Source organism: Streptococcus sp. 1032, assembly GCF_013277015.1.
Lineage (GTDB): Bacteria > Bacillota > Bacilli > Lactobacillales > Streptococcaceae > Streptococcus.
The window spans coordinates 1-24,602 of the sequence record NZ_VMMD01000029.1; the positions used below are offsets into that span (position 1 = coordinate 1).

Genomic DNA, 24,602 nt, shown 5'->3' on the forward strand with positions numbered 1-24,602 from the left:
ATTGAAAGCCATTCAACTAAAGAAGAGTTCATGACAGACTATCGCCTTTATATCGAATTGCTACGAAATCTAGCAGATGAAGCAGGTTTGCCGAAAACTCTTGATACAGACGACTTGGCAGGTATCAAAACGCATGAATACTGTACGAATAACCAGCCGGATAACAGTAGCGACCACGTTGACCCGTATCCTTATCTTGCGAAATGGGGTGTTAGCCGTGAACAGTTTAAGCGAGATATTGAGAACGGCCTAGGCGCCGAAACAGGCTGGCAGAAGAACGATAAAGGCTATTGGTATGTACACTCAGACGGCTCTTATCCAAAAGACAAGTTTGAGAAAATCAACGGAACCTGGTATTACTTCGACGGTTCAGGCTACATGCTTGCAGACCGCTGGAAGAAGCACTCAGACGGCAATTGGTACTGGTTTGACCAATCAGGCGAAATGGCCACAGGCTGGAAGAAAATCGCTGAGAAGTGGTACTATTTCGACGTAGAAGGTGCCATGAAGACAGGTTGGGTCAAGTATAAGGACACATGGTACTACCTAGATAGTAAGGACGGAAACATGGTATCTAATGAATTCGTCAGAGCAGGTCAAGGCTGGTACTACATCAAGGCAGACGGAACAATGGCTGATAAGCCAGAGTTCACAGTTGAACCAGATGGCTTGATTACAACAAAATAGAAAGACTTCAAAATAGATTACACTAACCGCAGGCTCAGGCTTGCGGTTTTTTTGTTTTAAAAGGGGCAAAAAAGGGGCAAAAGTGTCGTAAATCTCTGTAAAGTGATGTAAAAACATTTATTTAAAAGCTCAAAATATAGCTGTTTTAAAAGGTGTTGTAAGATATAGTAAAACGATGTAAAGGTATTTGTAAAAGTAGACGGCTTCTAATTTAACCTAGAGAACACAATCCTAAGTGAAAAAATCACTTGGGATTTTTTGAATCAAGAAAATAGTTCTCTAGGAAACTTTTTCTTGACATCTCTTTTCAAAGTGGTAGAATAGTTCTTATGGAAACTTATTTAGTTCCTGGGAGAACTAAATGTGATAGTTAGAAAGGAGTTAGTATGGATAAACCGATGTTAGTCTTTAAGCGTTTTGGTCATCAGATTCACCTGATGGTGCAAAAGGAAGCCAAACGTTGTGGTATTGAATTTATGGGTGGGCCTCAAGGTCAGGTTGTGCGTTTTTTAGATCATTGTGAACAAAAAGAGGAACTGGTCCTGATTAAGGATATCGAGCAGGAACTCAATATTACCAAATCTGTTGCGAGTAATTTGGTCAAGCGTATGGTGCAAAATGGTTTGGTGGAATTGGAGGCGAGTCCTGTTGATAAGCGTGCAAAATTTGTTCGTTTGACGGACAAAGCACGTTCTCAAATGCAGCAGGTTAAGGCTTTTTTTGAACGAATAGACAAGCAGTTGATGGAAGACATTGATGAAGATGAATTACTGATTTTTGAGAAAATTCTCGGTCAACTACAGGTAAATATCAAGGGAATAGGAGGAGAGAATGAAGAAATTAGCCAAACGAATTAGTAGAAAAGAATGGGGGATGATTTTACTAGCCATTCTCTTTACCTGCTTTTCGGTCTATCTGGAGTTGGAAGTGCCGACCTATATCTCGAAAATTACGGATTTGCTAGGTAGTCAAGGAACTAATTTAGATGAGTTGTGGCAGCCGGCAAGCATGATGGTGGGAATGTCCTTTCTTGCCTTCTTGTCCGTAGTTGCAGTTGGATTTTTTGCATCCCGAGTGGCGGCTTCTTATACTAGTAGGCTGAGAAGTGATATTTTTAACCGAGTTTTGGATTACTCGCAGACAGAGATTAAGAAATTCTCTATTCCTAGCCTCTTGACGCGTACTACCAATGACATTACTCAAGTTCAAATGTTGATTACCATGGGCTTGCAAGTGGTTACGCGCGGTCCGATTATGGCTATCTGGGCTATCGGGAAGATTTTAGGCCATTCGGAATACTGGCTCTGGGCCGTACTTGTGGCAGTGATTGTCAACGTTTTGATGACGACTGTTTTGATGACGCTAGCCTTTCCAAAACAGTCCTTGATTCAGGGGTTGACAGATAAACTGAACAGTATCACTCGTGAGAGTTTAACAGGTATTCGTGTCGTTCGCGCCTACAATGCTGAAGAATACCAAAATGAAAAATTTGCAGCAGCAAATGATGAATTGACACGCTTGAATTTGTTTGTCAACTGTCTTATGGCTATTTTGAACCCTATCATGATGGGGATTTCAAGTGGTTTGAGTGTGGCGATTTACTGGATTGGGGCCTATGTGATTAACGACGCTGCTCCGATAGCGCGTCTGCCTCTCTTTAGTGACATGATTGTTTTCATGTCTTATGCCATGCAGGTTGTCATGGGCTTCCTTCTCATGGGAGCACTCTTCATCGTTCTTCCCCGAACTATAGTCTCTGCTAAGCGGATTAATCAAGTTTTAGATTTGCATTCTTCTATCCAAAACCCTGCTCAAGTGCAGCTGGCTGATGAAAACCTCAAAGGTCAGGTCGAATTTAAGGATGTGACCTTCCGCTATGCGGCAAGTTCGGAGGCAGTTATCGAGCATGTTAGCTTTAAAGCAGAAGCGGGTCAAACAGTAGCCTTTATTGGGTCAACAGGTTCTGGTAAATCAACTCTGGTCAATCTGATTCCACGATTCTACGACGTATCAGCAGGAGAGATTTTGGTTGACGGTGTCAATGTTCAAGACTATGCCTTAGAAGATTTGCGCAATAAGGTTGGTTATATTCCACAAAAAGCTGTTCTCTTTTCAGGTGATGTCAAGGACAATCTAGACTTTGGACAAAGTCAAGAAACACCACTTAGTGAGCAGGCTATGTGGCAGGCTTTGGAGTTGGCTCAGTCTAAGAACTTTATCGAAGACAAGGAAACGGGCTTAGCGTCAGAAGTGGCCCAAGGAGGAACCAACTTCTCAGGTGGTCAAAGACAGCGTCTAGCAATTGCGCGTGCCTTAGCTCGGAAGCCAGAAATCCTCATCTTTGATGACTCCTTCTCAGCCTTGGACTACAAGACAGACAGTGTCCTACGCCAAGAGCTAGCAGAGAAAACCAAGTCTATGACCAAGCTTATCGTCGCACAGCGTATTTCAACGATTATGGATGCTGATTTGATTTTGGTCTTGGATCAAGGAAAAGTCGTGGGACAAGGCACCCACAAGGAACTTCTAGCTAATAACGAAGTTTACCAAGAAATTGCCTATTCACAACTATCGAAGGAGGAATTGGAACATGGAAAATAAGAAAATGTCTCTCTGGAAACAGAGTAAACCCTATCTTGCAGGCCTCCAGTTTGCCCTTCTAATCGCCTTTCTAGCAACAATCTTATCCAATATCATTACTGTATATGGTCCAACCCGCATCAAGGAAATGACCAATATCATTGCAAGTGGTCTAGAAACAAGTGTGGATGTCGCGATGGTTGCAGCTATTGGTGGTTTTTTGACCGTCATTTATGTGATTGGACTCCTATCAAATTATTTACAGGCCTTTCTGTTTACAACAGCCATTCAACGTTTTTCAGAGCGTTTGAGAAGAGCGATTGCAGAGAAAATTAATCGCCTACCATTGGGATATTTTGATGGACATTCTCAGGGGGATACCTTGTCTCGTGTAACCAATGACGTTGACACTGCAGCCCAGTCCCTCAATCAAAGTCTGGGAACAGTTCTTTCATCTAGTTTACTGGTCTTAGCAGTCTTGGTAACCATGTTTGGGATGAACTGGATTTTAGCCTTGGTGACGGTTGTTTCAACCCTTGTTGGATTTGCATTTGTATCCGTCTTTATGGGCAAATCCCAGGGCTTCTTTAAGAGTCAGCAACAAGATTTGGCAGCTGTCAATGGTTATGTGGAGGAAATGTACTCTGGCCATAATGTGGTGACCAGTTACAATGCTATCGAGAGCACGAAAGAAGAATTTGCAATATTAAATCATCGTCTGTATGATAGTATCTGGAAATCTCAGTTTATTTCAGGGATTATGATGCCGATTATGATGTTTATTGGGAACTTTAGCTATGCCTTGGTGATTATCGTTGGTGCAGCCTTGGCTTTAAATGGACACATCAGTATCGGGATTATCGTTGCCTTTATGGCCTACGTTCGTATCTTTTCTCAGCCTCTTTCACAAATTGCCCAAGGGATTACTAGTCTTCAGCAGGCTAGTGCAGCCATGGGACGTGTCTTCGAATTCCTAGCTGAAGAGGAAATGGAAGACGAATCCCATAAAGAAAGACAATTGAGCGATATGAAAGGTCAAGTAGTCTTTGATCGAGTTTCCTTTGGTTACACACCAGAGCGAACCATTATCCATGACTTTTCTGCGACCGCTCATGCAGGGCAAAAGGTTGCCATTGTTGGACCGACCGGGGCTGGTAAGACAACTATTGTTAATCTTTTGATGAAGTTCTATGAGATTGATAAGGGAAGTATCCGCATCGATGGCGTGGATACCAAGGAGATGAAGCGTTCGGAAGTACATGATGCCTTTTCAATGGTCCTGCAGGATACTTGGCTCTTTGAAGGGACCATTCGCGACAATCTTATCTATAATCAAGAGGGTATTAGTGATGAGCGCGTGATTGAAGCCAGCAAGGCTGTGGGGATTCACCACTTTATCATGACTCTGCCAGATGGTTACGATACCGTCTTGGATGATACAGTGACCTTGTCTGTCGGGCAAAAACAACTCTTGACCATTGCTCGTGCTTTGCTGAAAGATGCGCCACTCCTAATCCTAGATGAGGCGACTTCTTCTGTCGATACTCGGACGGAGGAATTGATTCAGAAAGCTATGGACCGTTTGATGGAAGGCAGAACTTCCTTTGTCATCGCCCACCGCTTGTCAACCATCCGTAATGCTGATCTGATTCTGGTTATGAAAGATGGAAATATCATCGAGCAAGGAAATCATGATGAGCTGATGGCGCAAGCTGGTTTCTACGCTGACCTCTACAACAGTCAATTTACAGAAGACGAAGTAGAAGAATAAACCCAAAGAAGGCTTGACGGCCTTCTTTTTCTGCACTATACTAGAAGACAAATGCTTCCCTATAAGCAAAATTTGAGTAAGTGATGAGAAAATATATGAAAAATTATCAAGAATGGTATGACCACATGGCTGCTAATATTGAAAATAAGATCTTTCTTCTGAGCCTGTTAAGAACTTTCAATCGGTTCATGACAGTAGTTATGCCTATGATTTATCTAACCTTGTTAGCAATTACCTATCTCCAACAAGGACTTGGGAAACAGGTCGGGATTTATTTGTTTATTCCAGCGTCAGGTTTTGTAATTTTGTCCTTTCTTCGTAAGAAAATCAATGCCCCTAGGCCTTATGAAGTTTGGGAAATTGTACCGCTACTTGACAGAGATAGTCCTGGTCAGTCTATGCCCAGTCGTCATGTCTTTTCAGCAACCATTATCTCCATGGCTTGCTTGCATGCTAGTTTATCTGTAGGGAGTATCTTGTTGGTCTTTTCAGCCCTCCTCGGTCTAGTGAGAGTCTTAGCTGGAGTGCATTTTCCCAAGGATGTAGTGGTTGGCTATATTTGTGCTCTTGTGTGGGGTGTGATTTTCTTTCTATTTTGACCTGTAAGTTAATACTCAATGAAAATCAAAGAGCAAACTAGGAAGCTAGCCGCAAGCTGTACTTGAGTACGGTAAGGCGACGCTGACGTGGTTTGAATTTGATTTTCGAAGAGTATAAGGCGGTCCTAGAACCACTTACGTGCCTAAAGTAACCACTTGCTTTTTTGCTCTTGTTTTCTTATTTTTCCTTTGATATAGTAGAGTCAGAAAGGAGATGGAATGAAGTTACGAATCGAAATTGACAGCAATTTAGATGAAACTGAAATTGTCATCAAGGCAGCGGCTTTGACAGATGAGATTGCGGATTTACAGCGACTCTTGCAAGAGTCCAAGTCTCCTCGGTTGATTTTTTACAAGGGAACAGGTGAATATTATCTGGACTTATCGGAAATTCTCTTCTTTGAGACAGAAGGTAGCAAGATTTATGCCCATACCCAGAAAGATGCCTACGAAGTTCGGCTCAAACTCTATGAGTTAGAGTCTATCCTTCCTCGCTATTTTAGTCGGGTATCCAAGTCAACGATTGCTAATATTCGGCAAATCTATTCGGTGGACAAGTCCTTTTCAGGAACGGGCACCATTTCCTTTTATCAGACCCACAAGGAGGTTCACGTGTCGCGGTACTATCAATCCCTCCTAAAAGAAAATCTAAGAAACATGAGGTAAGAACATGAAAAAGAAAGCATTTGGTATTGTGTTGCTAGTATTGGCAGCATGGATTTTATTACAGGGACATTATGGTGTTCCATCTTTGGAGACTAAGTATTCTCCTTTTGTCTTTATCGCTTTTCTATTGTATAAGGCAATAGAATCTTCCCTTAGGCATCATTGGACAAGTGCCACTTTTTTAGCATTAACAGCATTAAATATAGTGAATCTTTTTTATGATTGGATTCAGCTATCTCCTATTTCGCTTATTTTAGCTAGTATTTTAATCGTAATGGGTGTCAGCGCACTCACTCATTCTAACAGAACTTGGAATGGAAAAAAATGGTGGTATGATGGTGAAAAAAACATTCTTACAGATAAGGAAGTTGCTTTTGGGACTGGGACTTTCTACAAGCAAAATCAAGAATTGGTAGAGGATCAAGTAGAAGTTGGTTTTGGCAATGCCAAGATATATTACGACAATGCAGAGATTTTAGGAGATACTGCAACCCTGAAAGTAGAAGTTGGTTTTGGAAAGGCAGTTATCTATGTTCCCCAACATTGGAGAGTTGATTTGAAGGTGGAAACTTTCTGTGGTGTAGCCAAGGCAGATACTTCTCTAGCCCCAACAAGTAAAACCTTGATTATCCGTGGAGATGTGGCTTTTGGGAAATTGGGGATTGTCTACGTTAAATAAAAAAATCTTCACTTCAATCATCAAAATAGGCGTACTAAGAGTAGGAAATTGATGCCTTGCTCTGATTTCAGTTCTATGGTTGTTAGACTTTAAAAAATGAAATGTTGCCTTTAAAAGTTGTATATTTTTCGATATTTTGGCTCTTACGTTTGATGTATCTATGTCCTACAGCGTGGATGATGTAGTGTCAAATGTTTTTAAAAAAATGAATGATATTGGACAGCTTTTTGAACCTTTAATTGCTCAGGAGCCATGAAAGCAAACACTTGGGTTTATGACAAGGGAGAATGGTATTATGTAAGTTCTTCTGGTGCCATGCTAGCGAATGATTGGGTCAAAGATAATGGCAAATGGTATTATCTAGCTTCATCAGGTAAGATGCTTCGCAATACCTACACACCAGATGGCTATTACGTTGGCAACTCAGGCGTTTGGCAATAAGAATAAAAAGTCCTTTTCATGCAAGGAAGAGGCTTTTTACTTGCTTTTCTGTTGCTTCCTCATTTGTCCTGAAGCCTTTTTTGTGTTAAAATGAATGGTATGAAAGCTAAAAAAATGTGGATAGCAGGCTTGGCTCTGCTTGGTATTGGAAGCCTTGCCCTTGCTACGAAAAAAGTTGCAGATGACCGTAAGCTCATGAAGACTCAGGAAGAGTTGACAGCGATTGTGCGAGACCATTTTTCAGACATGGGGGAAATTGCGACCCTCTATGTTCAAGTTTATGAAAGCAGTCTGGAGAGCTTGGTTGGTGGCATCATTTTTGAAGATGGCCGTCATTATACCTTTGTCTATGAAAATGAAGACCTGGTCTATGAGGAGGAAGTCTTATGATACAACCAGCAAGTTTAGAAGAATTAGCATCTTTAGTAGAAAAAGATGGCAAGAAAGTCTTTCTTTTTGTGGCGGACTGGTGTGGCGATTGTCGTTATATTTATCCTGCCTTGCCAGAAATTGAGGAGACCAATCCAGAGTTCACCTTTATTCGAGTGGAGCGAGATCAGTATATGGATTTGGCCAAACTCTGGGATGTTTATGGAATCCCTAGCCTTGTTGTTTTAGAAAAGGACAAGGAAATCGGTCGTTTTGTTAATCGCGACCGTAAAAGTAAGCAACAAATTAACGACTTTTTAGCAGGACTGAAATAGGAGAAAAGAGAAACAATGATTTTTACATATAACAAAGAACATGTCGGTGATGTCCTTATGGTCATCGTGAAAAACAGTGGAGCTGCCAAACTGGATGTGGAGCGCAAAGGAAAGGTAGCCCGTGTTTTCCTCAAAGAAAATGGAGAAACAGTGGCGTGGAATATTTTCGAAGTTTCAAGTTTATTTGAAATTGCAGAGCGCGGTCAAGTCTTTTTGACAGATGATCAAGTCGCTCGTTTGAACCAAGAGTTGCAGGCGGAAGGCTTTGTGGAAGAAATTGTCAATGACAAAGAACCTAAGTTTGTTGTCGGTGAAATTGTCGAGATGGTAGCTCATCCAGATAGTGATCACCTCAACATCTGCCAAGTTGCAGTCGCAAGTGACAAGACAGTGCAAATCGTTGCAGGGGCTCCTAATGCGCGTGTGGGGTTGAAAACCATTGTAGCTCTTCCTGGAGCTATGATGCCAAAAGGCAATCTCATTTTCCCAGGCGAGCTTCGTGGCGAAAAGAGTTTTGGAATGATGTGTAGTCCTCGTGAATTGCATCTGCCAAATGCTCCGCAAAAACGTGGTATTATTGAATTATCAGAAGACCAAGTTGTTGGAACTCCATTTGATCCAGCTAAACACTGGACTGCCTAAGAAGTTGTTAGTATCTGATAGACCAGCTAGAAGGAAATAAGATGGCTAAAAATGTAGTGATTACAGGGGCGACATCAGGAATCGGTGAAGCGATTGCGCGTGCTTATCTGGAGCAGGGTGAGAATGTCGTTCTAACTGGACGACGGACAGACAGATTAGAAACTCTTAAGTCGGAGTTTGCAGAAGTCTTTCCAAATCAAACAGTTTGGACTTTTCCCCTAGATGTCATGGATATGGCCATGGTAAAGACTGTCTGCTCTGATATTCTAGAAACGATAGGTCAGATTGATATTCTGGTCAACAATGCCGGACTGGCTCTAGGTTTAGCACCTTATCAGGATTATGAAGAGTTGGATATGTTGACCATGTTGGATACCAATGTCAAAGGTTTGATGGCAGTCACTCGCTCTTTCTTGCCAGCAATGGTAAAAGCCAATCAAGGACATATCATCAACATGGGGTCAACCGCAGGAATTTATGCCTATGCAGGTGCAGCTGTTTACTCAGCGACCAAGGCGGCAGTTAAGACCTTTTCAGATGGTCTGCGAATTGATACCATCGCAACGGATATCAAGGTGACGACCATTCAGCCTGGAATTGTCGAAACAGATTTTTCGACGGTACGTTTTCACGGTGATAAAGAACGAGCTGCGTCCGTTTACCAAGGAATAGAAGCCTTGCAAGCTCAGGATATTGCAGACACAGTAGTCTATGTGACTAGTCAACCTCGTCGTGTTCAGATTACAGATATGACCATTATGGCCAATCAACAGGCGACAGGTTTCATGGTTCATAAAAAATAAAAAATTTTCTCGAAAAGTTACAAATTTCTGTAACTTTTTTTGATTTCCTACGAATAGATAAGTAGGAGGAAGAAAATATGTATAATAAAGTTATCTTGATTGGACGTTTAACGTCTACACCTGAATTGCACAAAACCAGCAATGACAAGTCAGTGGCGCGAGCAACTATTGCAGTAAACCGTCGTTATAAAGATCAAAACGGTGAACGTGAAGCTGACTTTGTCAATATGGTCCTTTGGGGTAGGCTAGCAGAAAGCTTGGCCAGCTACGCAACTAAAGGTAGTCTTATCTCTGTTGATGGAGAACTTCGTACCCGTCGCTTTGAGAAAAATGGCCAGATGAACTACGTGACCGAAGTACTTGTCACAGGATTCCAACTCTTGGAAAGTCGTGCTCAACGTGCCATGCGTGAAAATAATGCAGGCCAAGACTTGGCAGACCTAGTCTTGGAAGAGGAAGAATTGCCATTTTAAACATTGAAAAGTCTGAGTTGGTCTCAGGCTTTTTTATACTGTCTAAATGTGTTACAATGAACTAGTTGAAACTTTTTGGAGGTTGGAATGAGTAGAGAATATACAAGAACAATCGTCAAAATTATATTTTGTACAGTAGTCGTATTTGTTTTTGCAATTTATACTCATGTGAGTCAGACAGATCCTATTCCGGGACAAATAAAAGTTGGAGCGACTTATATGACGATGAATAGTGAATTTTATAGACATTTACATAATGAGATTCAACGCTATTCTGATTCAGAAGGTCAGATATTGTATACTCGGGATGCAGAGATGAGTGAAGAAAAACAGAGTAAACAAATTGATGAGTTTATAGAGAAGCGAGTGAATGTTATTGTTATTAATCCGGTTAAGAGTGATAGCGAGCAAATTGTAGAAGCGTTAAGTAGGGCAAAGAATTTTGGAATTAGAGTTATAGCAGTAGATAGTCAGTTGAATAATATAAAAGTTGATACGAGTATAGTTTCTGATAATTACCATGCTGGGATATTAATTGCCAAGGATTTGATGAAACGTACCTCAAATGCTCATATTCTTTTGTTAACGCACAAAGATGCTTTATCAGCTAATCAGAGAATAACTGGTTTTTTGGATACAATAAAATCAGAAGAACATTATCAAATTATCTCAGAAAGAGAAACAGTTGGTCAAACAGAGTATGCTATGACTACTGTAGGTGATGCCTTATCTGAAGGTTTACAATTTGATGCTATAGTGGCTTTAAATGATAGAGCAGCTATAGGAGCTTTAGCAGCAATTAAAGAATTGAAAGTAACTTCAAAAAAACTTATTTACGGAATAGATGGTTCACCAGATATGAAGCATTTATTAGCTACAACAGATGAAGTTACGGGAACGGTTGCTCAATTTCCATCTCATATGGGTAGAAAAGTATCGGAAACAATAGATTTATTAGTAAAAAAAGAAGAAGTTGAAGAATTATATACTATACCTGTACAATTTGTTGATAAAAATAATATAATTCAGTTTGATATTAATGGGTGGCAGTAATGAAACAGGTAAAAGGTGTCCAGTACTCTATAATTTTGCTTTTGTTAATTAATTTTCTAACCATTATATACAATGGAGCTTTGTATATACAGATTACAAACTATGTAATTTCAAAGGGACAGATGATACTCTTATTGGGAGAATTAAACAATATTTCAAAATCACCTGACCAGATTTTTTGGTATTCAATTATTTTTTTTGTCGGTATTATTTTTATATCTACCTATAAAATGTATTCAACTGAGAAAAAATGGCCAATTTTTTCAAAATGGAATTTGTTTGAAATAGTATTAATGATTGGTGTTATATGGTCACAAAATCTGTCATACAATGGAATAATATTATTAGTTTTTGCTGATATATTCTATAGTTCAAGAGAGTTTCAAGACTCTGATAGTAAACGTTCTTGGATTATTTTTATTTTCTTGAGCTTTTTAATGTTACTTTTAACAGACTATGAAATCTTGTCACTATTTATAAAAGTTCCATCTCTAGCTACCTATATCCAATTTTATCCATCTTCCATACGAGGTGTAGTGTTATTTTTAGAAAATGCATTGACATCATTAAATGTTATTATTTTCATCATCTCTTTATTGTCTTATATCCTATACGTGATTAAAGAACATCATAATATTGAGGAAGAGCTTAAAATGTTATCTAGAGTCAACACTGAATTGAATCATTACATATCGTTATCAGAGAAAATCGCTGAAGATCGAGAAAGGAAAAGAATTGCTCGGGAAATTCATGATACTCTAGGTCATGCGTTGACAGGAATTTCAGCAGGGATTGATGCTGTTTCTGTACTAATTGATGTTCATCCTATCCGTGCTAAAGAACAGTTGAAAAATGTTTCAAATGCAGTTAGAGAGGGGATAAAAGATGTTAGGGGATCATTACATAGACTAAGACCAGGAGCTTTGCAAAATAATGGTTTAAAAGATGCTCTAATATTAATGATTAGTGAGTATGAGTCTCTATCAAAACTCTCTGTCGATCTAAAATATGAATGGGGGAATATTGATTTAGATGTTATGCAGGAAGATACTATTTTTAGGATTATACAAGAATCTATGACAAATTCTGTTCGTCACGGACATGCTAGTAAAATGAGCATTCGCTTTATGAGTGAGGATAACAACATAATAGTTTTGCACGATAATGGAATAGGTTTTGACGACTTACAAATTGGGTATGGCTTGAAACAAATGAGAGAGCGAGTTTCTATTTTAGGTGGTTCTATTCATTTTGAAAATAGGGAAGGATTTTACACTAAAATAGTTTTTCCAAAAATAGGAGGTGAAGTATATGATAAAGGTAATGATTGCAGATGATCAGGCGTTAATTAGAGAGTCTTTGCAGATCATTTTATCAGTATATGCTGATATTGATGTTGTATCCGTCGTTGGTGATGGTATCGAAGCTATGGATAACATTATGACTGTAAAACCGGATATAATTTTAATGGACATTAGAATGCCCAGAATGGATGGAGTATTGGCTACAAAAGAAATCAAAAAACTTTTTCCAAATATAAAAATTATAATCTTAACAACATTTGATGACGACGAATTCATTTTTAGTGCTTTAAAATATGGTGCATCTGGCTATTTATTAAAAGGAGTTTCAACCGACGAGTTATATCAAGCCATTCAGACAGTGTATAAAGGTGGAGCTATGATTAATCCTAATATAGCTAGTAAGGTATTTCAATTGTTCTCGCAGATGGCACAGACCAATTTTTCTATTACTGTGAAGGAAGAGAATATTGAAAATATATCACTGACAGAATGGAAAATTATTCAGCAAGTGGCATTTGGAGAATCAAATAAGGAAATTGCCAGTAATCTTTTTTTATCCGAGGGAACAGTGCGCAATTACCTTTCTATCATTCTTTCAAAACTAAATTTGAGAGATAGGACACAGTTAGCCATATGGGCTGTACAAACAGGTGTGACACAAAAGAATTTTTCAAAGGAAATGGATAAATGAAATTAAAGCAATTGTTTCTAGCGATACTGTTTGTGCTAAGTTGCTTGAGTTTATTTCTTATTTGGGAAAACAAGCAGATAAAGATTATTAGGCTGGGTTTTTATTCTGATTCTAGTTGGGGAATTCCTACAGGGAATAACAGCTATGTACTAGATGAGGCTATTAAGAAATTTGAAGAGCTTCATCCAGGGGTTAAAATTGTATATGATTCAGGTATTCCTAAGGAGGAGTATTCTAATTGGATTTCAAGTCAAATTTTAAAAGGTTCTGAACCGGATGTATTTCTATTATCAAGCGACCAATTATCTTTATTTGCATCAAAAGGTATTTTAAAAAAACTAAATTCCTATCTGTCTCAAGAAGATGCCTCTAATTTCTATGATGTATCTTTGCAGGCAGCAAAATACGGAGATGATTTATACGGTCTTCCATATGAAAGCAATCCCATGTTGATGTGTGTAAATCAAGATTTACTTTTAAGAGAGGGCATTGAAATTCCTGAAGTAGGGTGGACGCAGAAAGATCTCTATGAGATTAGTAAAAAAGTTACAAAAGATACCGATGGAGATGGAATCGTTGATCAATTTGGGATAACAGGATATAGTTGGAAAGAATCTCTAGCGGCCTTTGGTGTTACTATTTCTGAGAGTGGTATTCCTCGTATAGATTCGTCAGAAATGAAGGATGCTTTATCCTATATAAGGGGATTGAATCAATTAAACGGACGTTACAAAGTAACCTATAAAGATTTTGATGAAGGGCATGTGGCCTTTTATCCAATGAGTTTGGCACAATATCGAACATATAAACCTTTTCCTTATCATGTGGCCAAATATACAAATTTTAACTGGACATGTATTTCATTGCCAACTACTAAGGAAGACATTCGTTCTACTGTAACAGATACTTCCTTATACGTGGTTTCTTCGCGTTCTCGCAATTCAAACCTTGCCGTATCGTTTATAGAATTTTTAACAATTAATCGTGAAATTCAACAAAATTTATTTAATAAGGGTCAAGGAAGCTCAGTATTACCAGAGGTAGTAACTAGTTTGAAGAGTGAAGAGTTGATGAAGAAAGGAATGATTGGTCAGAATGCCTTAACGACTACTTCACTGGATTATATAATGAAAAATTCAATTACAACTATTTCAAAAGGAATAGATTCAAAATCATTGGTTGGAATAGAAGAAAGATTAGAAGCATTATCTATGGATGAAAATAACACGGATATTGAAGGTAGTCTTATTAAGTTACAAAAAGAACTAGATATAGGAACCCTTAAATAGATATCAAGATTATTATTTCTTAAATAATACGAACATGGCAGATGTCTTTATTGACATTTGTCATTTTTTTATTGACATTTATCAATAAACTTTTGTGACATTTAACAATTATAAAGTGAAGATAAGGATGATAGAATAAAATCAATAAAAGGAGGGAAATATGAAGTATTTGATATTAGTCAGTCATGGAGGGCTCGCAGAGGGATTGAAATCATCTCTTTCTATGTTTGCTTCGGATAAGGTAGATGATGTCATAGCGATTGGCTTAAAAGATGGAGAAAGTCTTGCAGGTTTTTCTGTAGAGGTCAAGAATGTTATTGCATCTCTGGATGAAAATGATTCGGTTCTTGTTTTAGCAGATATTGTTGGGGGAAGTCCTTTAACAACTGTTGCAACAGTATTAGAAGAATTTGGAAAATTAGAGAATGCAACTATTTTGGGAGGTATGAACTTAACAATGGCACTTACAGCAGTGGTGATGAAAGACATTCTGACTGGAAGTGAACTTGTTTCTACGATATTAAACGAATCATCATCGGCTCTACAAGAATTTGAAGTCGGATCAGATGATAATCTTAATGAAGAAGACGATATTTAGTTATATAAGGAAAGGGATAAAAAATTATGGTAGTAACATTTGTACGAATTGACGATAGAATGATTCATGGACAAACAGTCACTAGATGGGCAAAAGAACATCCATGTGATGGATTAATTGCAGTAAATGACGCTGCTGCATCTAATAAGGTTTTAATTCAGGCATATAAAGGTGCGTCAGATAAAAAAACATTTGTTTGGACAAAGGAAGCGTTTAAAGAAAAATCATCTAAAGTAACAGAATCGGATAGTAGATATTTTTTGATTACTAAAAATCCAATTGATATGAAAGAAATTTTAGTAGACCAGGGCTTTATTCCAGGAGATGTTAAAGAAATTATTGTAGGACCTGCTAACGATAGACCAGGTGCTATCAAGTTGGGAAATAATCAATCAATTACTCAAGAGGAAGCAGTTGCACTAGAAGCAATTGAAAAAGCAGGATATAAAGTTAGATTCCAATTATTACCAGATGTATCTATTGGCTATTGGAGTGATTTTAAATCAAAATTTGGATTTTAATAATGAAATAAGGAGACAAAATGATGGAAATTTCTTGGATTCAAGCAGCTCTTTTAGGATTGTTTGCAAGTTTAGCATCGATGCCAGGTATGGGGGGATCCAGTATTGGTAACTATACTTTGGGGCGTCCATTAGTTGGTGGTTTAATTGTAGGTTTAATATTAGGAGATATAACAACAGGGGTAATCGTTGGTGTGGCTTTACAGGTATTATATATTGCCTTAGTGACACCTGGTGGAACTGTATCGGCCGATGTACGGGCAATTTCTTATATCGGAATTCCGTTATCTATCCTATTTGTTCATGCAAATAATATTTCAGGTGAAGTGGCGATTGCAGCAGCAGCAGCGCCAATTGGAGCCGCGGTTGGAACAATTGGAACTGTTTTATTCTATGGTACAGCTACTATGAACTTGCTTTGGCAACACATTGGATGGAAAGCTGTAGAGAAAGGTGATTTTAAGAAGTTATATGCTGTTGATTGGGTATATCCTTGGATTTCACATTTTATCTTTTCTTTCTTACCAACAATGATTATTACAAAATTTGGACCAGATATGGTTGATCTTATGAAAGTATATCTTCCGATGGATGGTTTTGTAATGAAGTCTCTATTTACTGTAGGAGCACTCCTTCCATGTGTGGGTATTGCAATACTTTTGAAACAAATTGTTACAAAAACAACAGACTTTATTCCTTTCTTTGTCGGGTTCACGTTAGCAAAATCTTTAGGCTTGAACTTAGTAGCAAGTGGTGTTGTGTCATTAATTTTTGCAGTAATTTATTATGAATTAGAAGTTATTAAATCTGCCCGTACGACAGCAGTTGTCAGTGATATGGGATTTGATGAAGAGGAGGATATTTAGAATGAGTCGAAAAAAAATATCAAGAAAAACATTGACAAAATCATTTCACCACTGGTTCTATGGACATCTGACATGTTTTTCTCAAGAACATATGCAAACTTTTGGATATTTAACTTCTATGCTTCCAATTGTAGAAGAAATGTATGATACTAAGGAAGAACAAAAAGAAGCTATGCAAACATACACAGCATTCTTTAATACTGAGCCGCAGTTGGGTTCTCTAGTAGTTGGGATAACAGCTGGTTTGGAAGAAGCGCGTGCAAATGGAGATGCCGTAGATAGTGAGACCATCAATGGAATGCGAGCCGGTCTAATGGGGCCTATTGCAGGTATTGGAGATTCACTTATTGTAGGAACATTAATTCCTGTTCTTTTGGGGATAGCTCTAGGTCTTTCTAAAGGAGGAAATATTTCTGGTGCAATATTCTATATTATTGCATGGAATCTATTAGTCTATCTTGGAATGCGTTTTGCTTATTTTAAAGGATATGAACTTGGAGATAAAGCAGTAGAATTTTTAGTAGGTCCTAAAGGTCAGGCGCTAAGAAAATCAATTAGTGTTGTTGGTGGTATGGTCATAGGAGCTGTTGCAGCAACTTGGGTATCTGTCACTACGGCGCTAGAGCTGAAAAATGGAGATGGAGAAACATTTTTAAACTTACAAGAAAAGATTGATGGTGTTTATCCAGGTCTTTTAACAGCAGGTTTTATTGTTCTATGTTGGTGGCTGATGGCTAAAAAGAAAGTTTCTCCAAATTGGGTGATGCTATTATTGGTAGTTATTGCACTTGTAGGAGTAGCCTTAGGATTTTTCAATCCAGGATTGAAATATTAATAGTATGTAAAAAAGCAACGGTTTATAATCGTTGTTTTTTATATATGCGTAATATAAGGATTTAGAGTTTCGGTATTTTTTATAAAAGAATTAACGAAAATACTAATTCCATAAATCATGTTGGTTAAAATTCTACAATATTAAAGTGCAAAATTAGGATAAAGAAATTTATCTATTCATCCTCAGAAAGTCAGACTTTTTTCTTGACTATTTCTGACCAAGTGATACAATAGAATCATGAATTAGCACTCAGATATAAAGAGTGCTAATAATATGTAGTTCATCATGGAGGAAAACAGATGTTGAAACCATTAGGAGACCGTGTGGTCTTAAAAGTAGAAGAAAAAGAACAAACTGTTGGAGGCTTTGTCCTTGCAGGCTCAGCCCAAGAAAAAACAAAAACAGCCAAAGTTGTAGCTATTGGACAAGGTGTTCGTACCTTGAACGGTGACTTGGTTGCTCCAAGTGTTAAAGCTGGAGACCGTGTCTTAGTTGAAGCCCACGCAGGTCTTGATGTCAAAGATGGCGATGAAAAGTACATCATCGTAGGCGAAGCTAACATCTTGGCTATCATTGAAGAATAGAAGGAGAAAGTAAGTATGTCAAAAGAAATTAAATTTTCATCAGATGCCCGTTCAGCTATGGTCCGTGGTGTCGATATCCTTGCAGACACTGTTAAAGTAACCTTGGGACCAAAAGGTCGTAATGTCGTTCTTGAAAAATCATTCGGTTCACCACTCATCACAAATGACGGTGTAACTATTGCCAAAGAAATCGAATTGGAAGACCAGTTTGAAAATATGGGTGCCAAATTGGTATCAGAAGTAGCTTCAAAAACCAATGATATCGCAGGTGACGGAACGACAACTGCAACTGTCTTGACCCAAGCAATCGTCCGTGAAGGCATCAAAAACGTCACTGCAGGTGCCAATCCAATCGGCATTCGTCGTGGGATTGAAACAGCAGTTACCGCAGCAGTAGAAGCCTTGAAAAACAACGCCATCCCTGTTGCCAACAAAGAAGCTATCGCTCAGGTTGCCGCCGTCTCTTCTCGTTCCGAAAAAGTAGGCGAATACATTTCTGAAGCCATGGAAAAAGTTGGTAAAGACGGAGTCATCACTATCGAAGAGTCACGTGGTATGGAAACGGAACTTGAAGTTGTGGAAGGAATGCAGTTCGATCGTGGTTATCTTTCACAGTACATGGTGACAGATAGCGAAAAAATGGTGGCTGACCTTGAAAATCCCTACATTTTAATTACAGACAAGAAGATTTCCAATATCCAAGAAATTTTGCCACTCCTCGAAAGTATTCTCCAAAGCAATCGTCCCCTCTTGATTATTGCGGATGATGTGGATGGCGAGGCTCTTCCAACTCTTGTTTTGAACAAGATTCGTGGAACCTTCAATGTGGTAGCAGTCAAGGCACCTGGTTTTGGTGACCGTCGCAAAGCCATGCTTGAAGACATTGCCATCTTAACAGGCGGAACAGTTATCACAGAAGACCTTGGTCTTGAGTTGAAAGATGCGACAATTGAAGCTCTTGGTCAAGCAGCGAGAGTAACTGTGGACAAAGATAGCACTGTTATCGTAGAAGGGGCTGGTAATCCTGAAGCCATTTCTCACCGTGTTGCAGTTATCAAGTCTCAAATCGAAACTACAACTTCTGAATTTGACCGTGAAAAATTGCAAGAACGCTTGGCCAAATTGTCAGGTGGTGTAGCGGTTATTAAGGTCGGTGCTGCAACTGAAACTGAGTTGAAAGAAATGAAACTCCGCATTGAAGATGCCCTTAACGCTACTCGTGCAGCTGTTGAAGAAGGAATCGTTGCTGGTGGTGGGACAGCTCTTGTAAATGTCATTCCAGCCGTGGCTAATTTGGAATTGACAGGAGACGAAGCAACAGGACGCAATATTGTTCTCCGTGCCTTGGAAGAACCTGTTCGTCAGATCGCCCACAATGCAGGATTTGAAGGCTCTATCGTCATCGATCGTTTGAAGAATGCTGAGCTTGGTACAGGCTTCAACGCAGCAATTGGCGAGTGGGTCAACATGATTGAAGAGGGAATCATCGACCCAGTTAAAGTGAGCCGTTCAGCCTTACAAAATGCAGCATCTGTAGCCAGCTTGATTTTGACTACAGAAGCAGTCGTAGCCAATAAACCAGAACCAGCAGCTCCGGCTCCAGCAATGGATCCAAGCATGATGGGCGGCATGATGTAAGCTTTCTATAGAAAACAACTTATAAAAAACACAAAAGGAGGGAATAACTATTCCTTCTTTTTATGCTATTCACTTCTAAATTGATTTGAGCTCTCCTAACTTATATGATAAAATAAGACTAGAAAAAGGAGAAAAACATGATCGATGTAGAAGAAATTCTGAGCAAGATGAACCCCAATCAGAAGATTAATTATGACCGTGTCATGCAGAAAATGGTACAAGTATGGGAGAAAAATGAGCAGCGGCCAACCATTCTCATGCATGTTTGCTGTGCCCCTTGTAGTACCTATACCCTAGAATATTTGACCAAGTATGCAGATGTGACCATCTATTTTGCCAATTCTAATATCCATCCCAAGGCAGAATACCATAAGCGTGCCTATGTTACCAAGAAATTTGTCAGTGATTTCAATGAGCGGACAGGAAATACGGTCCAGTACCTAGAAGCTCCCTACGAACCAAATGAATACCGAAAATTGGTTAGAGGATTGGAGGAAGAGCCTGAAGGAGGCGATCGTTGCAAGGTTTGCATTGACTACCGACTGGATAAGACAGCGCAAGTGGCTATGGACTTGGGTTTTGACTACTTTGGCTCAGCCTTGACCATCAGTCCTCATAAGAATTCTCAAACCATTAACAGCATCGGAATTGATGTGCAAAAAATTTACACAACACACTATCTTCCAAGTGATTTCAAGAAAAATCAAGGCTACAAACGTTCAGTAGAGATGTGTGAAGAGTATGACATCTACCGTCAATGTTATTGTGGATGCGTCTATGCGGCTCAAGCCCAGAATATTGACCTGGTTCAAGTTAAGAAGGACGCTACAGCGTTCTTGCTGGATAAGGATGTTGAAAAAGACTATTCCCACATCAAATTTACTGTTACAAAATTGGATATATAAGGATAAGCCCAGCTGCAAAGCTGGGTTTCTATACTCTTCGAAAATCAAATGCAAACCGCATCAACGTCGCCTTGCCGTATATATATGTGACTGACTTCNNAGCAACCTGCGGCTAGTTTTCTAGTTTGCTCTTTGATTTTCATTGAGTATTAAAATAAAAAACCAGGGATTTCACCCTAGTTTGACAACTTTACCGATTCTTTAGTTCTACATAGCGCTTGTACCAAATGTTTACATAGGCTTCTGAGAAAGGACCACGTCCATTGTTAATCCAATCAACAAGAATTTTGACATGTTCTTTTAAAATATAGTCCAAATCATCAGAATAATTCATTTTGCGTTTGTGACGCTCATACTCCTCAACGTCCAAGAGACGTTTTTCCCCATCTGTAAAAATTTTAACATCCAAATCGTAATCAATATACTTCAGTGCTTCTTCATCCAGATAGTAGGGGCTGGCCATATTGCAATAGTAGGAAGTTCCATTATCACGAATCATGGCAATGATATTAAACCAATATTTCTTATGAAAGTAAACAATAGCCGGTTCTCGAGTGACCCAACGACGACCATCACTTTCGGTAACAAGTGTATGATCGTTGACACCAATAATGGCGTTTTCTGTTGTTTTTAGTACCATGGTGTCCCGCCAAGTTCGGTGGAGACTCCCATCATGCTTATAACTTTGAATTGTAATAAAGTCGCCTTCTTTTGGAAGCTTCATAACTAACCAACTTTCTACAATTTATAAGTTTATCATTTACTATTGTACCATAAAATTACCTAAAATCTGTGAATTTTACATGAAAATATTAAAGATATTCTCTGAGAGCGCTCGCTATATCCGAAAAATCGTAGCCTTTTCGTGCTAAAACTTGGGTTAAACGCTGTTTAAGTTCGTATCCTTCATATTTTCGGGCATACTTGGCATATTGCTTATCAAGTTCCTTGAAGATGAGTTCCTGAGTCGTTTCTTCGTCGACTTGACTATCCAACTGGTCAAAGGCAATTTTAGCATCAGAGTAGGAAAACCCCTTGTTGGTCAAGTTCTGTATAATCTTATCTTGCAAGGCACGAGCTGGAAGTTTTCCTTCATATTTTTTCAACAGTTTATTAGCTACACGTTGAGCAACTTCCGAAAAATCAAATTCTTTCAAGTTCTCTTCTATAGTAGATTTTGAAATCCCTTTTTGAGCTAGTTTCTGAGTCAGTACATAAGGCCCCTTGTCTCCTGAAAGTTGATTGGCATTGATGATAGCATAAGCGTACTGGCCATCATTAGTCCACTTCTCTTCTTTAAGAGCAGCAATGATTTGAGAAACTATTTTTGCATCAATATCGTATTTTTTTAGATATTCTCTGACCTCTTTTTCAGTACGTGCTTTAAATGATAAATGGTAGAGAGCCAGATTCTTACCATAAGAAAATTGAGCAAAGTCCTGAATCTCTTTCAATTCCTCTTCGCTTATCACCTTATCTCTCGATAACATAAAACGAACAATTGTATCTTCGGTGATATAGCATTTGTCGCCATTATCAAGCTCCATCAGATAGAGTCTTTTTTTCTTTTCAAGTTTTGTGATTTTCATAGTTCCCTTTCATCTAAATGCTTCGAAAGCTGCAACGAGTCGGAGTTTATCCATATCTACATATTCTCTTCCGTAATAGTCGAGAAATAATTCAGCATACGTAGCATCTTGTAGGTTGTAATGAAGGGACCAAATTGCCCAAAAGAGGTCGATATGTCGGTCACTAAAACCAGCCAATCCCAAGTCAATAAAGCAAGAAAAATGCGAGGCATCCTTCAAGATGAAATTTGGTAGGCAGGCATCTCCATGAATAAAAGCATCAGCTTTGAGAAGGTGACCTTTCTCCTGTATCAGTTGATAAGCTTCTTCGCGACTGTGAATATGAAATTGGGGCAGAAGAGTTTTGTTATAGAAAGCTCCCTCCTGATAGTTTTTTAAAGCCTTTTCTTTATAAAGTTTCAGATGATGTTCTGACGGAAAAGCTTGTGGTTCAAGACTGTGAAGCTTATTTAATGCTTGTGCCATAGTTTGACAGAGCTTTTCGGGTTGATTTAAAAAAGCGAGAGCGTTTCTACCAATCGCTTCTTTGGTCAGAAGGAAGTCCTTTTTTGCTGATAAATAGGTAATCACTGGAGTTCCCAATCCTTCAGTTTCGAACCAACTTGCAATCTTAGCTTCTTGAGCTAATCTGCCTTTTTGATCTATTTTTAAATAGTAACCTGAATCTATATATAGGACAGTTGCACTTGAATGAGAAGAACTATCAGAGAGATTAGCTCCCTTGAGATAGCTTCGTAATTGTTCAGGGAAATCTAGTATACTAAAGCGAGGTGTTTTTGAATTCATGCTTTTATTGTAACATATTCTTAAATATCTTAGAAACTCCATGGTATAATAGACCTATGAATCTAAAAATAAAACAAAAAATACCATTAAAAATCAAGCGCATGGGAATTAATGGTGAGGGAATCGGCTTTTATCAAAAAACGTTGGTCTTTGTACCTGGAGCTCTCAAAGGAGAAGATATCTATTGTCAGATTACTTCTATTAAACGCAACTTTGTTGAAGCAAAATTACTAAAAGTTAATAAGAAGTCTAAATTTCGAGTTGTGCCGGCTTGTACTATTTATAATGAATGCGGAGGATGCCAAATCATGCACCTGCATTATGATAAGCAGCTAGAGTTCAAGACAGACCTACTTCATCAAGCGCTGAAAAAATTTGCTCCTGCAGGATATGAAAACTATGAAATCCGTCCAACTATTGGAATGCAGGAACCAAAGTACTACCGTGCTAAGTTACAATTTCAGACTCGAAAATTTAAAAATCAGGTCAAAGCGGGCTTATATGCACAAAACTCTCATTATTTAGTAGAGTTGAAAGACTGCCTGGTACAAGACAAGGAAACCCAAGTGATTGCGAATCGCCTAGCAGAATTACTTACTTATCACCAGATTCCAATCACCGATGAGAGAAAAGTTCTAGGTGTTAGGACTATTATGGTCCGACGAGCAAGAAAGACTGGACAGGTTCAGATTATTATTGTTACAAACCGTCAGCTTAATTTAACCCAACTAGTAAAAGACTTAGTTAAAGATTTTCCAGAAGTTGTGACAGTAGCTGTGAATACAAATACAGCTAAAACCAGTGAGATTTATGGTGAAAAGACAGAGATTATCTGGGGAGAAAAGAGTATTCAAGAAGGTGTACTCGATTATGAGTTTTCACTATCTCCTCGTGCTTTCTATCAACTAAATCCTGAACAAACAGAAGTTCTCTATAGCGAAGCGGTAAAAGCGCTGAATGTTACTAAAGAAGACCATTTGATTGATGCTTATTGTGGAGTTGGAACGATTGGATTTGCCTTCGCAAAGAAAGTTAAAACACTAAGAGGTATGGATATTATTCCAGAAGCTATTGAAGATGCTAAGCGAAATGCTAAAAGAATGGGATTTGACAACACACATTATGAAGCTGGAACGGCAGAAGAGATTATTCCTCGTTGGTACAAGGACGGATACCGAGCAGATGCTTTGATTGTGGATCCACCACGTACAGGTCTGGATGATAAGTTATTATATACAATTCTTACCTATGTCCCAGAAAAAATGGTCTATATTTCTTGCAATGTTTCGACTTTGGCACGTGATTTAGTGCGCTTAGTAGAAGTCTATGATCTTCATTATATCCAGTCGGTCGATATGTTCCCACATACAGCTCGAACTGAAGCTGTTGTAAAATTAGTAAAAAAAGTTTAAAAAAGGTGTTGACAAAGTTTGAAAAGTCTGTATAATAGTAAGAGTTGAAAATAACAACTCTGGTCCGTTGGTCAAGGGGTTAAGACACCGCCTTTTCACGGCGGTAACACGGGTTCGAATCCCGTACGGACTATGGTATGTTGCGGTTGAAGCACTTGATGAAAAAAAGATTAAAAAAGTTTCAAAAAAGTGTTGACAAGCGAAAGCGACTGTGATATACTAATATAGTTGTCGCTTGAGAGAAGCAAGTGACAAAGACCTTTGAAAACTGAACAAGACGAACCAATGTGCAGGGCACTACAACCTAAGGTTGTAGTACTGAACAATGAAAAAACAATAAATCTGTCAGTGACAGAAATGAGTGAGAACTCAAACTTTTAATGAGAGTTTGATCCTGGCTCAGGACGAACGCTGGCGGCGTGCCTAATACATGCAAGTAGAACGCTGAAGGAGGAGCTTGCTTCTCTGGATGAGTTGCGAACGGGT

At 38.7% G+C, this 24,602-nt stretch carries 27 protein-coding genes, 1 tRNA gene, 1 rRNA gene and 1 pseudogene; 27 read left to right on the top strand and 3 right to left on the bottom strand.

What is annotated here, in order from left to right; all coding sequences use genetic code 11:
- The 24 genes and pseudogenes from HT711_RS09970 to HT711_RS10085 all read left to right on the top strand — a co-directional run.
- Positions 1-687 (top strand): N-acetylmuramoyl-L-alanine amidase family protein (locus HT711_RS09970; RefSeq protein ID WP_173235058.1); only part of this gene is annotated, 687 nt, incomplete at its 5' end.
- Between the two features lie 386 nt (positions 688-1,073).
- Positions 1,074-1,544 carry a MarR family winged helix-turn-helix transcriptional regulator gene (locus tag HT711_RS09975; protein WP_173250110.1) on the top strand — a complete coding sequence of 157 codons (471 nt, stop codon included), beginning with the start codon at positions 1,074-1,076 and terminating at the stop codon, positions 1,542-1,544.
- Positions 1,519-3,288 carry an ABC transporter ATP-binding protein gene (locus HT711_RS09980; RefSeq protein ID WP_173250112.1) on the top strand — a complete coding sequence of 590 codons (1,770 nt, stop codon included), beginning with the start codon at positions 1,519-1,521 and terminating at the stop codon, positions 3,286-3,288. The genes HT711_RS09975 and HT711_RS09980 overlap by 26 nt, the downstream gene beginning before the upstream one ends.
- On the top strand, positions 3,278-5,038 hold the full coding sequence (locus tag HT711_RS09985) for an ABC transporter ATP-binding protein (protein ID WP_173250114.1): 1,761 nt from the start codon (positions 3,278-3,280) through the stop codon (positions 5,036-5,038). The genes HT711_RS09980 and HT711_RS09985 overlap by 11 nt, the downstream gene beginning before the upstream one ends.
- Before the next feature lie 95 nt (positions 5,039-5,133).
- Positions 5,134-5,637, top strand: a complete 504-nt coding sequence (locus tag HT711_RS09990; RefSeq protein WP_173250115.1) for a phosphatase PAP2 family protein — start codon at positions 5,134-5,136, stop codon at positions 5,635-5,637.
- A gap of 219 nt (positions 5,638-5,856) precedes the next feature.
- A complete protein-coding gene (locus tag HT711_RS09995; RefSeq protein WP_112445766.1) occupies positions 5,857-6,303 on the top strand; it encodes a LytTR family DNA-binding domain-containing protein in 447 nt (148 codons plus the stop codon).
- Between the two features lie 4 nt (positions 6,304-6,307).
- Positions 6,308-6,982, top strand: coding sequence for a hypothetical protein (locus tag HT711_RS10000; RefSeq protein WP_050243275.1), 675 nt, complete (start codon positions 6,308-6,310; stop codon positions 6,980-6,982).
- Between the two features lie 243 nt (positions 6,983-7,225).
- Positions 7,226-7,423 (top strand): annotated as a pseudogene (locus tag HT711_RS10005) (N-acetylmuramoyl-L-alanine amidase family protein); the annotation flags it as partial.
- 90 nt (positions 7,424-7,513) lie between these two features.
- Complete coding sequence (locus HT711_RS10010) at positions 7,514-7,813, top strand: DUF4651 domain-containing protein (protein ID WP_173234941.1); 300 nt, start codon at positions 7,514-7,516, stop codon at positions 7,811-7,813.
- A complete protein-coding gene (locus tag HT711_RS10015; protein ID WP_173234939.1) occupies positions 7,810-8,127 on the top strand; it encodes a thioredoxin family protein in 318 nt (105 codons plus the stop codon). The genes HT711_RS10010 and HT711_RS10015 overlap by 4 nt, the downstream gene beginning before the upstream one ends.
- 15 nt (positions 8,128-8,142) lie before the next feature.
- The gene (gene ytpR, locus HT711_RS10020; protein WP_173234937.1) at positions 8,143-8,769 is read left to right on the top strand and encodes a YtpR family tRNA-binding protein; all 627 of its coding nucleotides are present in this window, start codon (positions 8,143-8,145) and stop codon (positions 8,767-8,769) included.
- A 41-nt stretch (positions 8,770-8,810) separates the two neighbouring features.
- Complete coding sequence (locus HT711_RS10025; RefSeq protein ID WP_173234935.1) at positions 8,811-9,572, top strand: SDR family NAD(P)-dependent oxidoreductase; 762 nt, start codon at positions 8,811-8,813, stop codon at positions 9,570-9,572.
- 77 nt (positions 9,573-9,649) lie between these two features.
- On the top strand, positions 9,650-10,045 hold the full coding sequence (locus HT711_RS10030) for a single-stranded DNA-binding protein (protein WP_115903952.1): 396 nt from the start codon (positions 9,650-9,652) through the stop codon (positions 10,043-10,045).
- A gap of 87 nt (positions 10,046-10,132) precedes the next feature.
- Positions 10,133-11,098, top strand: coding sequence for a substrate-binding domain-containing protein (locus tag HT711_RS10035; protein ID WP_020903141.1), 966 nt, complete (start codon positions 10,133-10,135; stop codon positions 11,096-11,098).
- Complete coding sequence (locus HT711_RS10040; RefSeq protein ID WP_173234933.1) at positions 11,098-12,435, top strand: sensor histidine kinase; 1,338 nt, start codon at positions 11,098-11,100, stop codon at positions 12,433-12,435. The genes HT711_RS10035 and HT711_RS10040 overlap by 1 nt, the downstream gene beginning before the upstream one ends.
- Positions 12,410-13,093, top strand: a complete 684-nt coding sequence (locus HT711_RS10045) for a response regulator transcription factor (RefSeq protein WP_020903143.1) — start codon at positions 12,410-12,412, stop codon at positions 13,091-13,093. The genes HT711_RS10040 and HT711_RS10045 overlap by 26 nt, the downstream gene beginning before the upstream one ends.
- On the top strand, positions 13,090-14,382 hold the full coding sequence (locus tag HT711_RS10050) for an extracellular solute-binding protein (protein ID WP_173234931.1): 1,293 nt from the start codon (positions 13,090-13,092) through the stop codon (positions 14,380-14,382). Before HT711_RS10045 ends, HT711_RS10050 begins: the two co-directional genes overlap by 4 nt.
- 160 nt (positions 14,383-14,542) lie before the next feature.
- A complete protein-coding gene (locus HT711_RS10055) occupies positions 14,543-14,980 on the top strand; it encodes a hypothetical protein (protein ID WP_020903145.1) in 438 nt (145 codons plus the stop codon).
- Positions 14,981-15,006: 26 nt separating this feature from the next.
- Positions 15,007-15,501, top strand: coding sequence for a PTS sugar transporter subunit IIB (locus tag HT711_RS10060; protein WP_020903146.1), 495 nt, complete (start codon positions 15,007-15,009; stop codon positions 15,499-15,501).
- Between the two features lie 23 nt (positions 15,502-15,524).
- Positions 15,525-16,367, top strand: coding sequence for a PTS sugar transporter subunit IIC (locus HT711_RS10065; RefSeq protein ID WP_078238001.1), 843 nt, complete (start codon positions 15,525-15,527; stop codon positions 16,365-16,367).
- Positions 16,348-17,202: a PTS system mannose/fructose/sorbose family transporter subunit IID gene (locus tag HT711_RS10070; RefSeq protein ID WP_033683132.1), complete on the top strand. Its 855-nt coding sequence runs from the start codon at positions 16,348-16,350 to the stop codon at positions 17,200-17,202. Before HT711_RS10065 ends, HT711_RS10070 begins: the two co-directional genes overlap by 20 nt.
- A gap of 299 nt (positions 17,203-17,501) precedes the next feature.
- Entirely contained in the window at positions 17,502-17,786 is a 285-nt protein-coding gene (groES, locus tag HT711_RS10075; protein WP_173234929.1) for a co-chaperone GroES, read from the top strand.
- A gap of 15 nt (positions 17,787-17,801) precedes the next feature.
- A complete protein-coding gene (gene groL, locus HT711_RS10080; RefSeq protein WP_173234927.1) occupies positions 17,802-19,424 on the top strand; it encodes a chaperonin GroEL in 1,623 nt (540 codons plus the stop codon).
- A gap of 137 nt (positions 19,425-19,561) precedes the next feature.
- Entirely contained in the window at positions 19,562-20,329 is a 768-nt protein-coding gene (locus HT711_RS10085; protein WP_173234925.1) for an epoxyqueuosine reductase QueH, read from the top strand.
- Between the two features lie 190 nt (positions 20,330-20,519).
- Here HT711_RS10085 and HT711_RS10090 read toward each other — a convergent pair whose 3' ends face one another.
- The 3 genes from HT711_RS10090 to HT711_RS10100 form a co-directional block, all read right to left on the bottom strand.
- Positions 20,520-21,053 carry a DUF402 domain-containing protein gene (locus tag HT711_RS10090; protein WP_000775321.1) on the bottom strand — a complete coding sequence of 178 codons (534 nt, stop codon included), beginning with the start codon at positions 21,051-21,053 and terminating at the stop codon, positions 20,520-20,522.
- An 88-nt stretch (positions 21,054-21,141) separates the two neighbouring features.
- Positions 21,142-21,918, bottom strand: coding sequence for a recombination regulator RecX (gene recX / locus HT711_RS10095; protein WP_173234923.1), 777 nt, complete (start codon positions 21,916-21,918; stop codon positions 21,142-21,144).
- A gap of 9 nt (positions 21,919-21,927) precedes the next feature.
- The gene (locus HT711_RS10100; protein WP_173234921.1) at positions 21,928-22,704 is read right to left on the bottom strand and encodes an aminoglycoside 3'-phosphotransferase; all 777 of its coding nucleotides are present in this window, start codon (positions 22,702-22,704) and stop codon (positions 21,928-21,930) included.
- Positions 22,705-22,760: 56 nt separating this feature from the next.
- On the opposite strand from HT711_RS10100, the gene rlmD reads away from it, so the two are divergent.
- The 3 genes from rlmD to HT711_RS10115 all read left to right on the top strand — a co-directional run.
- Positions 22,761-24,116 carry a 23S rRNA (uracil(1939)-C(5))-methyltransferase RlmD gene (gene rlmD / locus HT711_RS10105; RefSeq protein WP_173234919.1) on the top strand — a complete coding sequence of 452 codons (1,356 nt, stop codon included), beginning with the start codon at positions 22,761-22,763 and terminating at the stop codon, positions 24,114-24,116.
- Positions 24,117-24,177: 61 nt separating this feature from the next.
- Positions 24,178-24,249: transfer RNA gene (locus tag HT711_RS10110), tRNA-Glu, on the top strand.
- A gap of 243 nt (positions 24,250-24,492) precedes the next feature.
- Positions 24,493-24,602, top strand: a 16S ribosomal RNA gene (locus HT711_RS10115); the annotation flags it as partial.

Coding starts and splice junctions, on each gene's coding strand:
- HT711_RS09975 (WP_173250110.1), top strand. CDS start 1,074: ATGGATAAACCGATGTTAGTCTTTAAGCGTTTTGGTCATCAGATTCAC.
- HT711_RS09980 (WP_173250112.1), top strand. CDS start 1,519: ATGAAGAAATTAGCCAAACGAATTAGTAGAAAAGAATGGGGGATGATT.
- HT711_RS09985 (WP_173250114.1), top strand. CDS start 3,278: ATGGAAAATAAGAAAATGTCTCTCTGGAAACAGAGTAAACCCTATCTT.
- HT711_RS09990 (WP_173250115.1), top strand. CDS start 5,134: ATGAAAAATTATCAAGAATGGTATGACCACATGGCTGCTAATATTGAA.
- HT711_RS09995 (WP_112445766.1), top strand. CDS start 5,857: ATGAAGTTACGAATCGAAATTGACAGCAATTTAGATGAAACTGAAATT.
- HT711_RS10000 (WP_050243275.1), top strand. CDS start 6,308: ATGAAAAAGAAAGCATTTGGTATTGTGTTGCTAGTATTGGCAGCATGG.
- HT711_RS10010 (WP_173234941.1), top strand. CDS start 7,514: ATGAATGGTATGAAAGCTAAAAAAATGTGGATAGCAGGCTTGGCTCTG.
- HT711_RS10015 (WP_173234939.1), top strand. CDS start 7,810: ATGATACAACCAGCAAGTTTAGAAGAATTAGCATCTTTAGTAGAAAAA.
- ytpR (WP_173234937.1), top strand. CDS start 8,143: ATGATTTTTACATATAACAAAGAACATGTCGGTGATGTCCTTATGGTC.
- HT711_RS10025 (WP_173234935.1), top strand. CDS start 8,811: ATGGCTAAAAATGTAGTGATTACAGGGGCGACATCAGGAATCGGTGAA.
- HT711_RS10030 (WP_115903952.1), top strand. CDS start 9,650: ATGTATAATAAAGTTATCTTGATTGGACGTTTAACGTCTACACCTGAA.
- HT711_RS10035 (WP_020903141.1), top strand. CDS start 10,133: ATGAGTAGAGAATATACAAGAACAATCGTCAAAATTATATTTTGTACA.
- HT711_RS10040 (WP_173234933.1), top strand. CDS start 11,098: ATGAAACAGGTAAAAGGTGTCCAGTACTCTATAATTTTGCTTTTGTTA.
- HT711_RS10045 (WP_020903143.1), top strand. CDS start 12,410: ATGATAAAGGTAATGATTGCAGATGATCAGGCGTTAATTAGAGAGTCT.
- HT711_RS10050 (WP_173234931.1), top strand. CDS start 13,090: ATGAAATTAAAGCAATTGTTTCTAGCGATACTGTTTGTGCTAAGTTGC.
- HT711_RS10055 (WP_020903145.1), top strand. CDS start 14,543: ATGAAGTATTTGATATTAGTCAGTCATGGAGGGCTCGCAGAGGGATTG.
- HT711_RS10060 (WP_020903146.1), top strand. CDS start 15,007: ATGGTAGTAACATTTGTACGAATTGACGATAGAATGATTCATGGACAA.
- HT711_RS10065 (WP_078238001.1), top strand. CDS start 15,525: ATGGAAATTTCTTGGATTCAAGCAGCTCTTTTAGGATTGTTTGCAAGT.
- HT711_RS10070 (WP_033683132.1), top strand. CDS start 16,348: ATGAAGAGGAGGATATTTAGAATGAGTCGAAAAAAAATATCAAGAAAA.
- groES (WP_173234929.1), top strand. CDS start 17,502: ATGTTGAAACCATTAGGAGACCGTGTGGTCTTAAAAGTAGAAGAAAAA.
- groL (WP_173234927.1), top strand. CDS start 17,802: ATGTCAAAAGAAATTAAATTTTCATCAGATGCCCGTTCAGCTATGGTC.
- HT711_RS10085 (WP_173234925.1), top strand. CDS start 19,562: ATGATCGATGTAGAAGAAATTCTGAGCAAGATGAACCCCAATCAGAAG.
- HT711_RS10090 (WP_000775321.1), bottom strand. CDS start 21,053: ATGAAGCTTCCAAAAGAAGGCGACTTTATTACAATTCAAAGTTATAAG.
- recX (WP_173234923.1), bottom strand. CDS start 21,918: ATGAAAATCACAAAACTTGAAAAGAAAAAAAGACTCTATCTGATGGAG.
- HT711_RS10100 (WP_173234921.1), bottom strand. CDS start 22,704: ATGAATTCAAAAACACCTCGCTTTAGTATACTAGATTTCCCTGAACAA.
- rlmD (WP_173234919.1), top strand. CDS start 22,761: ATGAATCTAAAAATAAAACAAAAAATACCATTAAAAATCAAGCGCATG.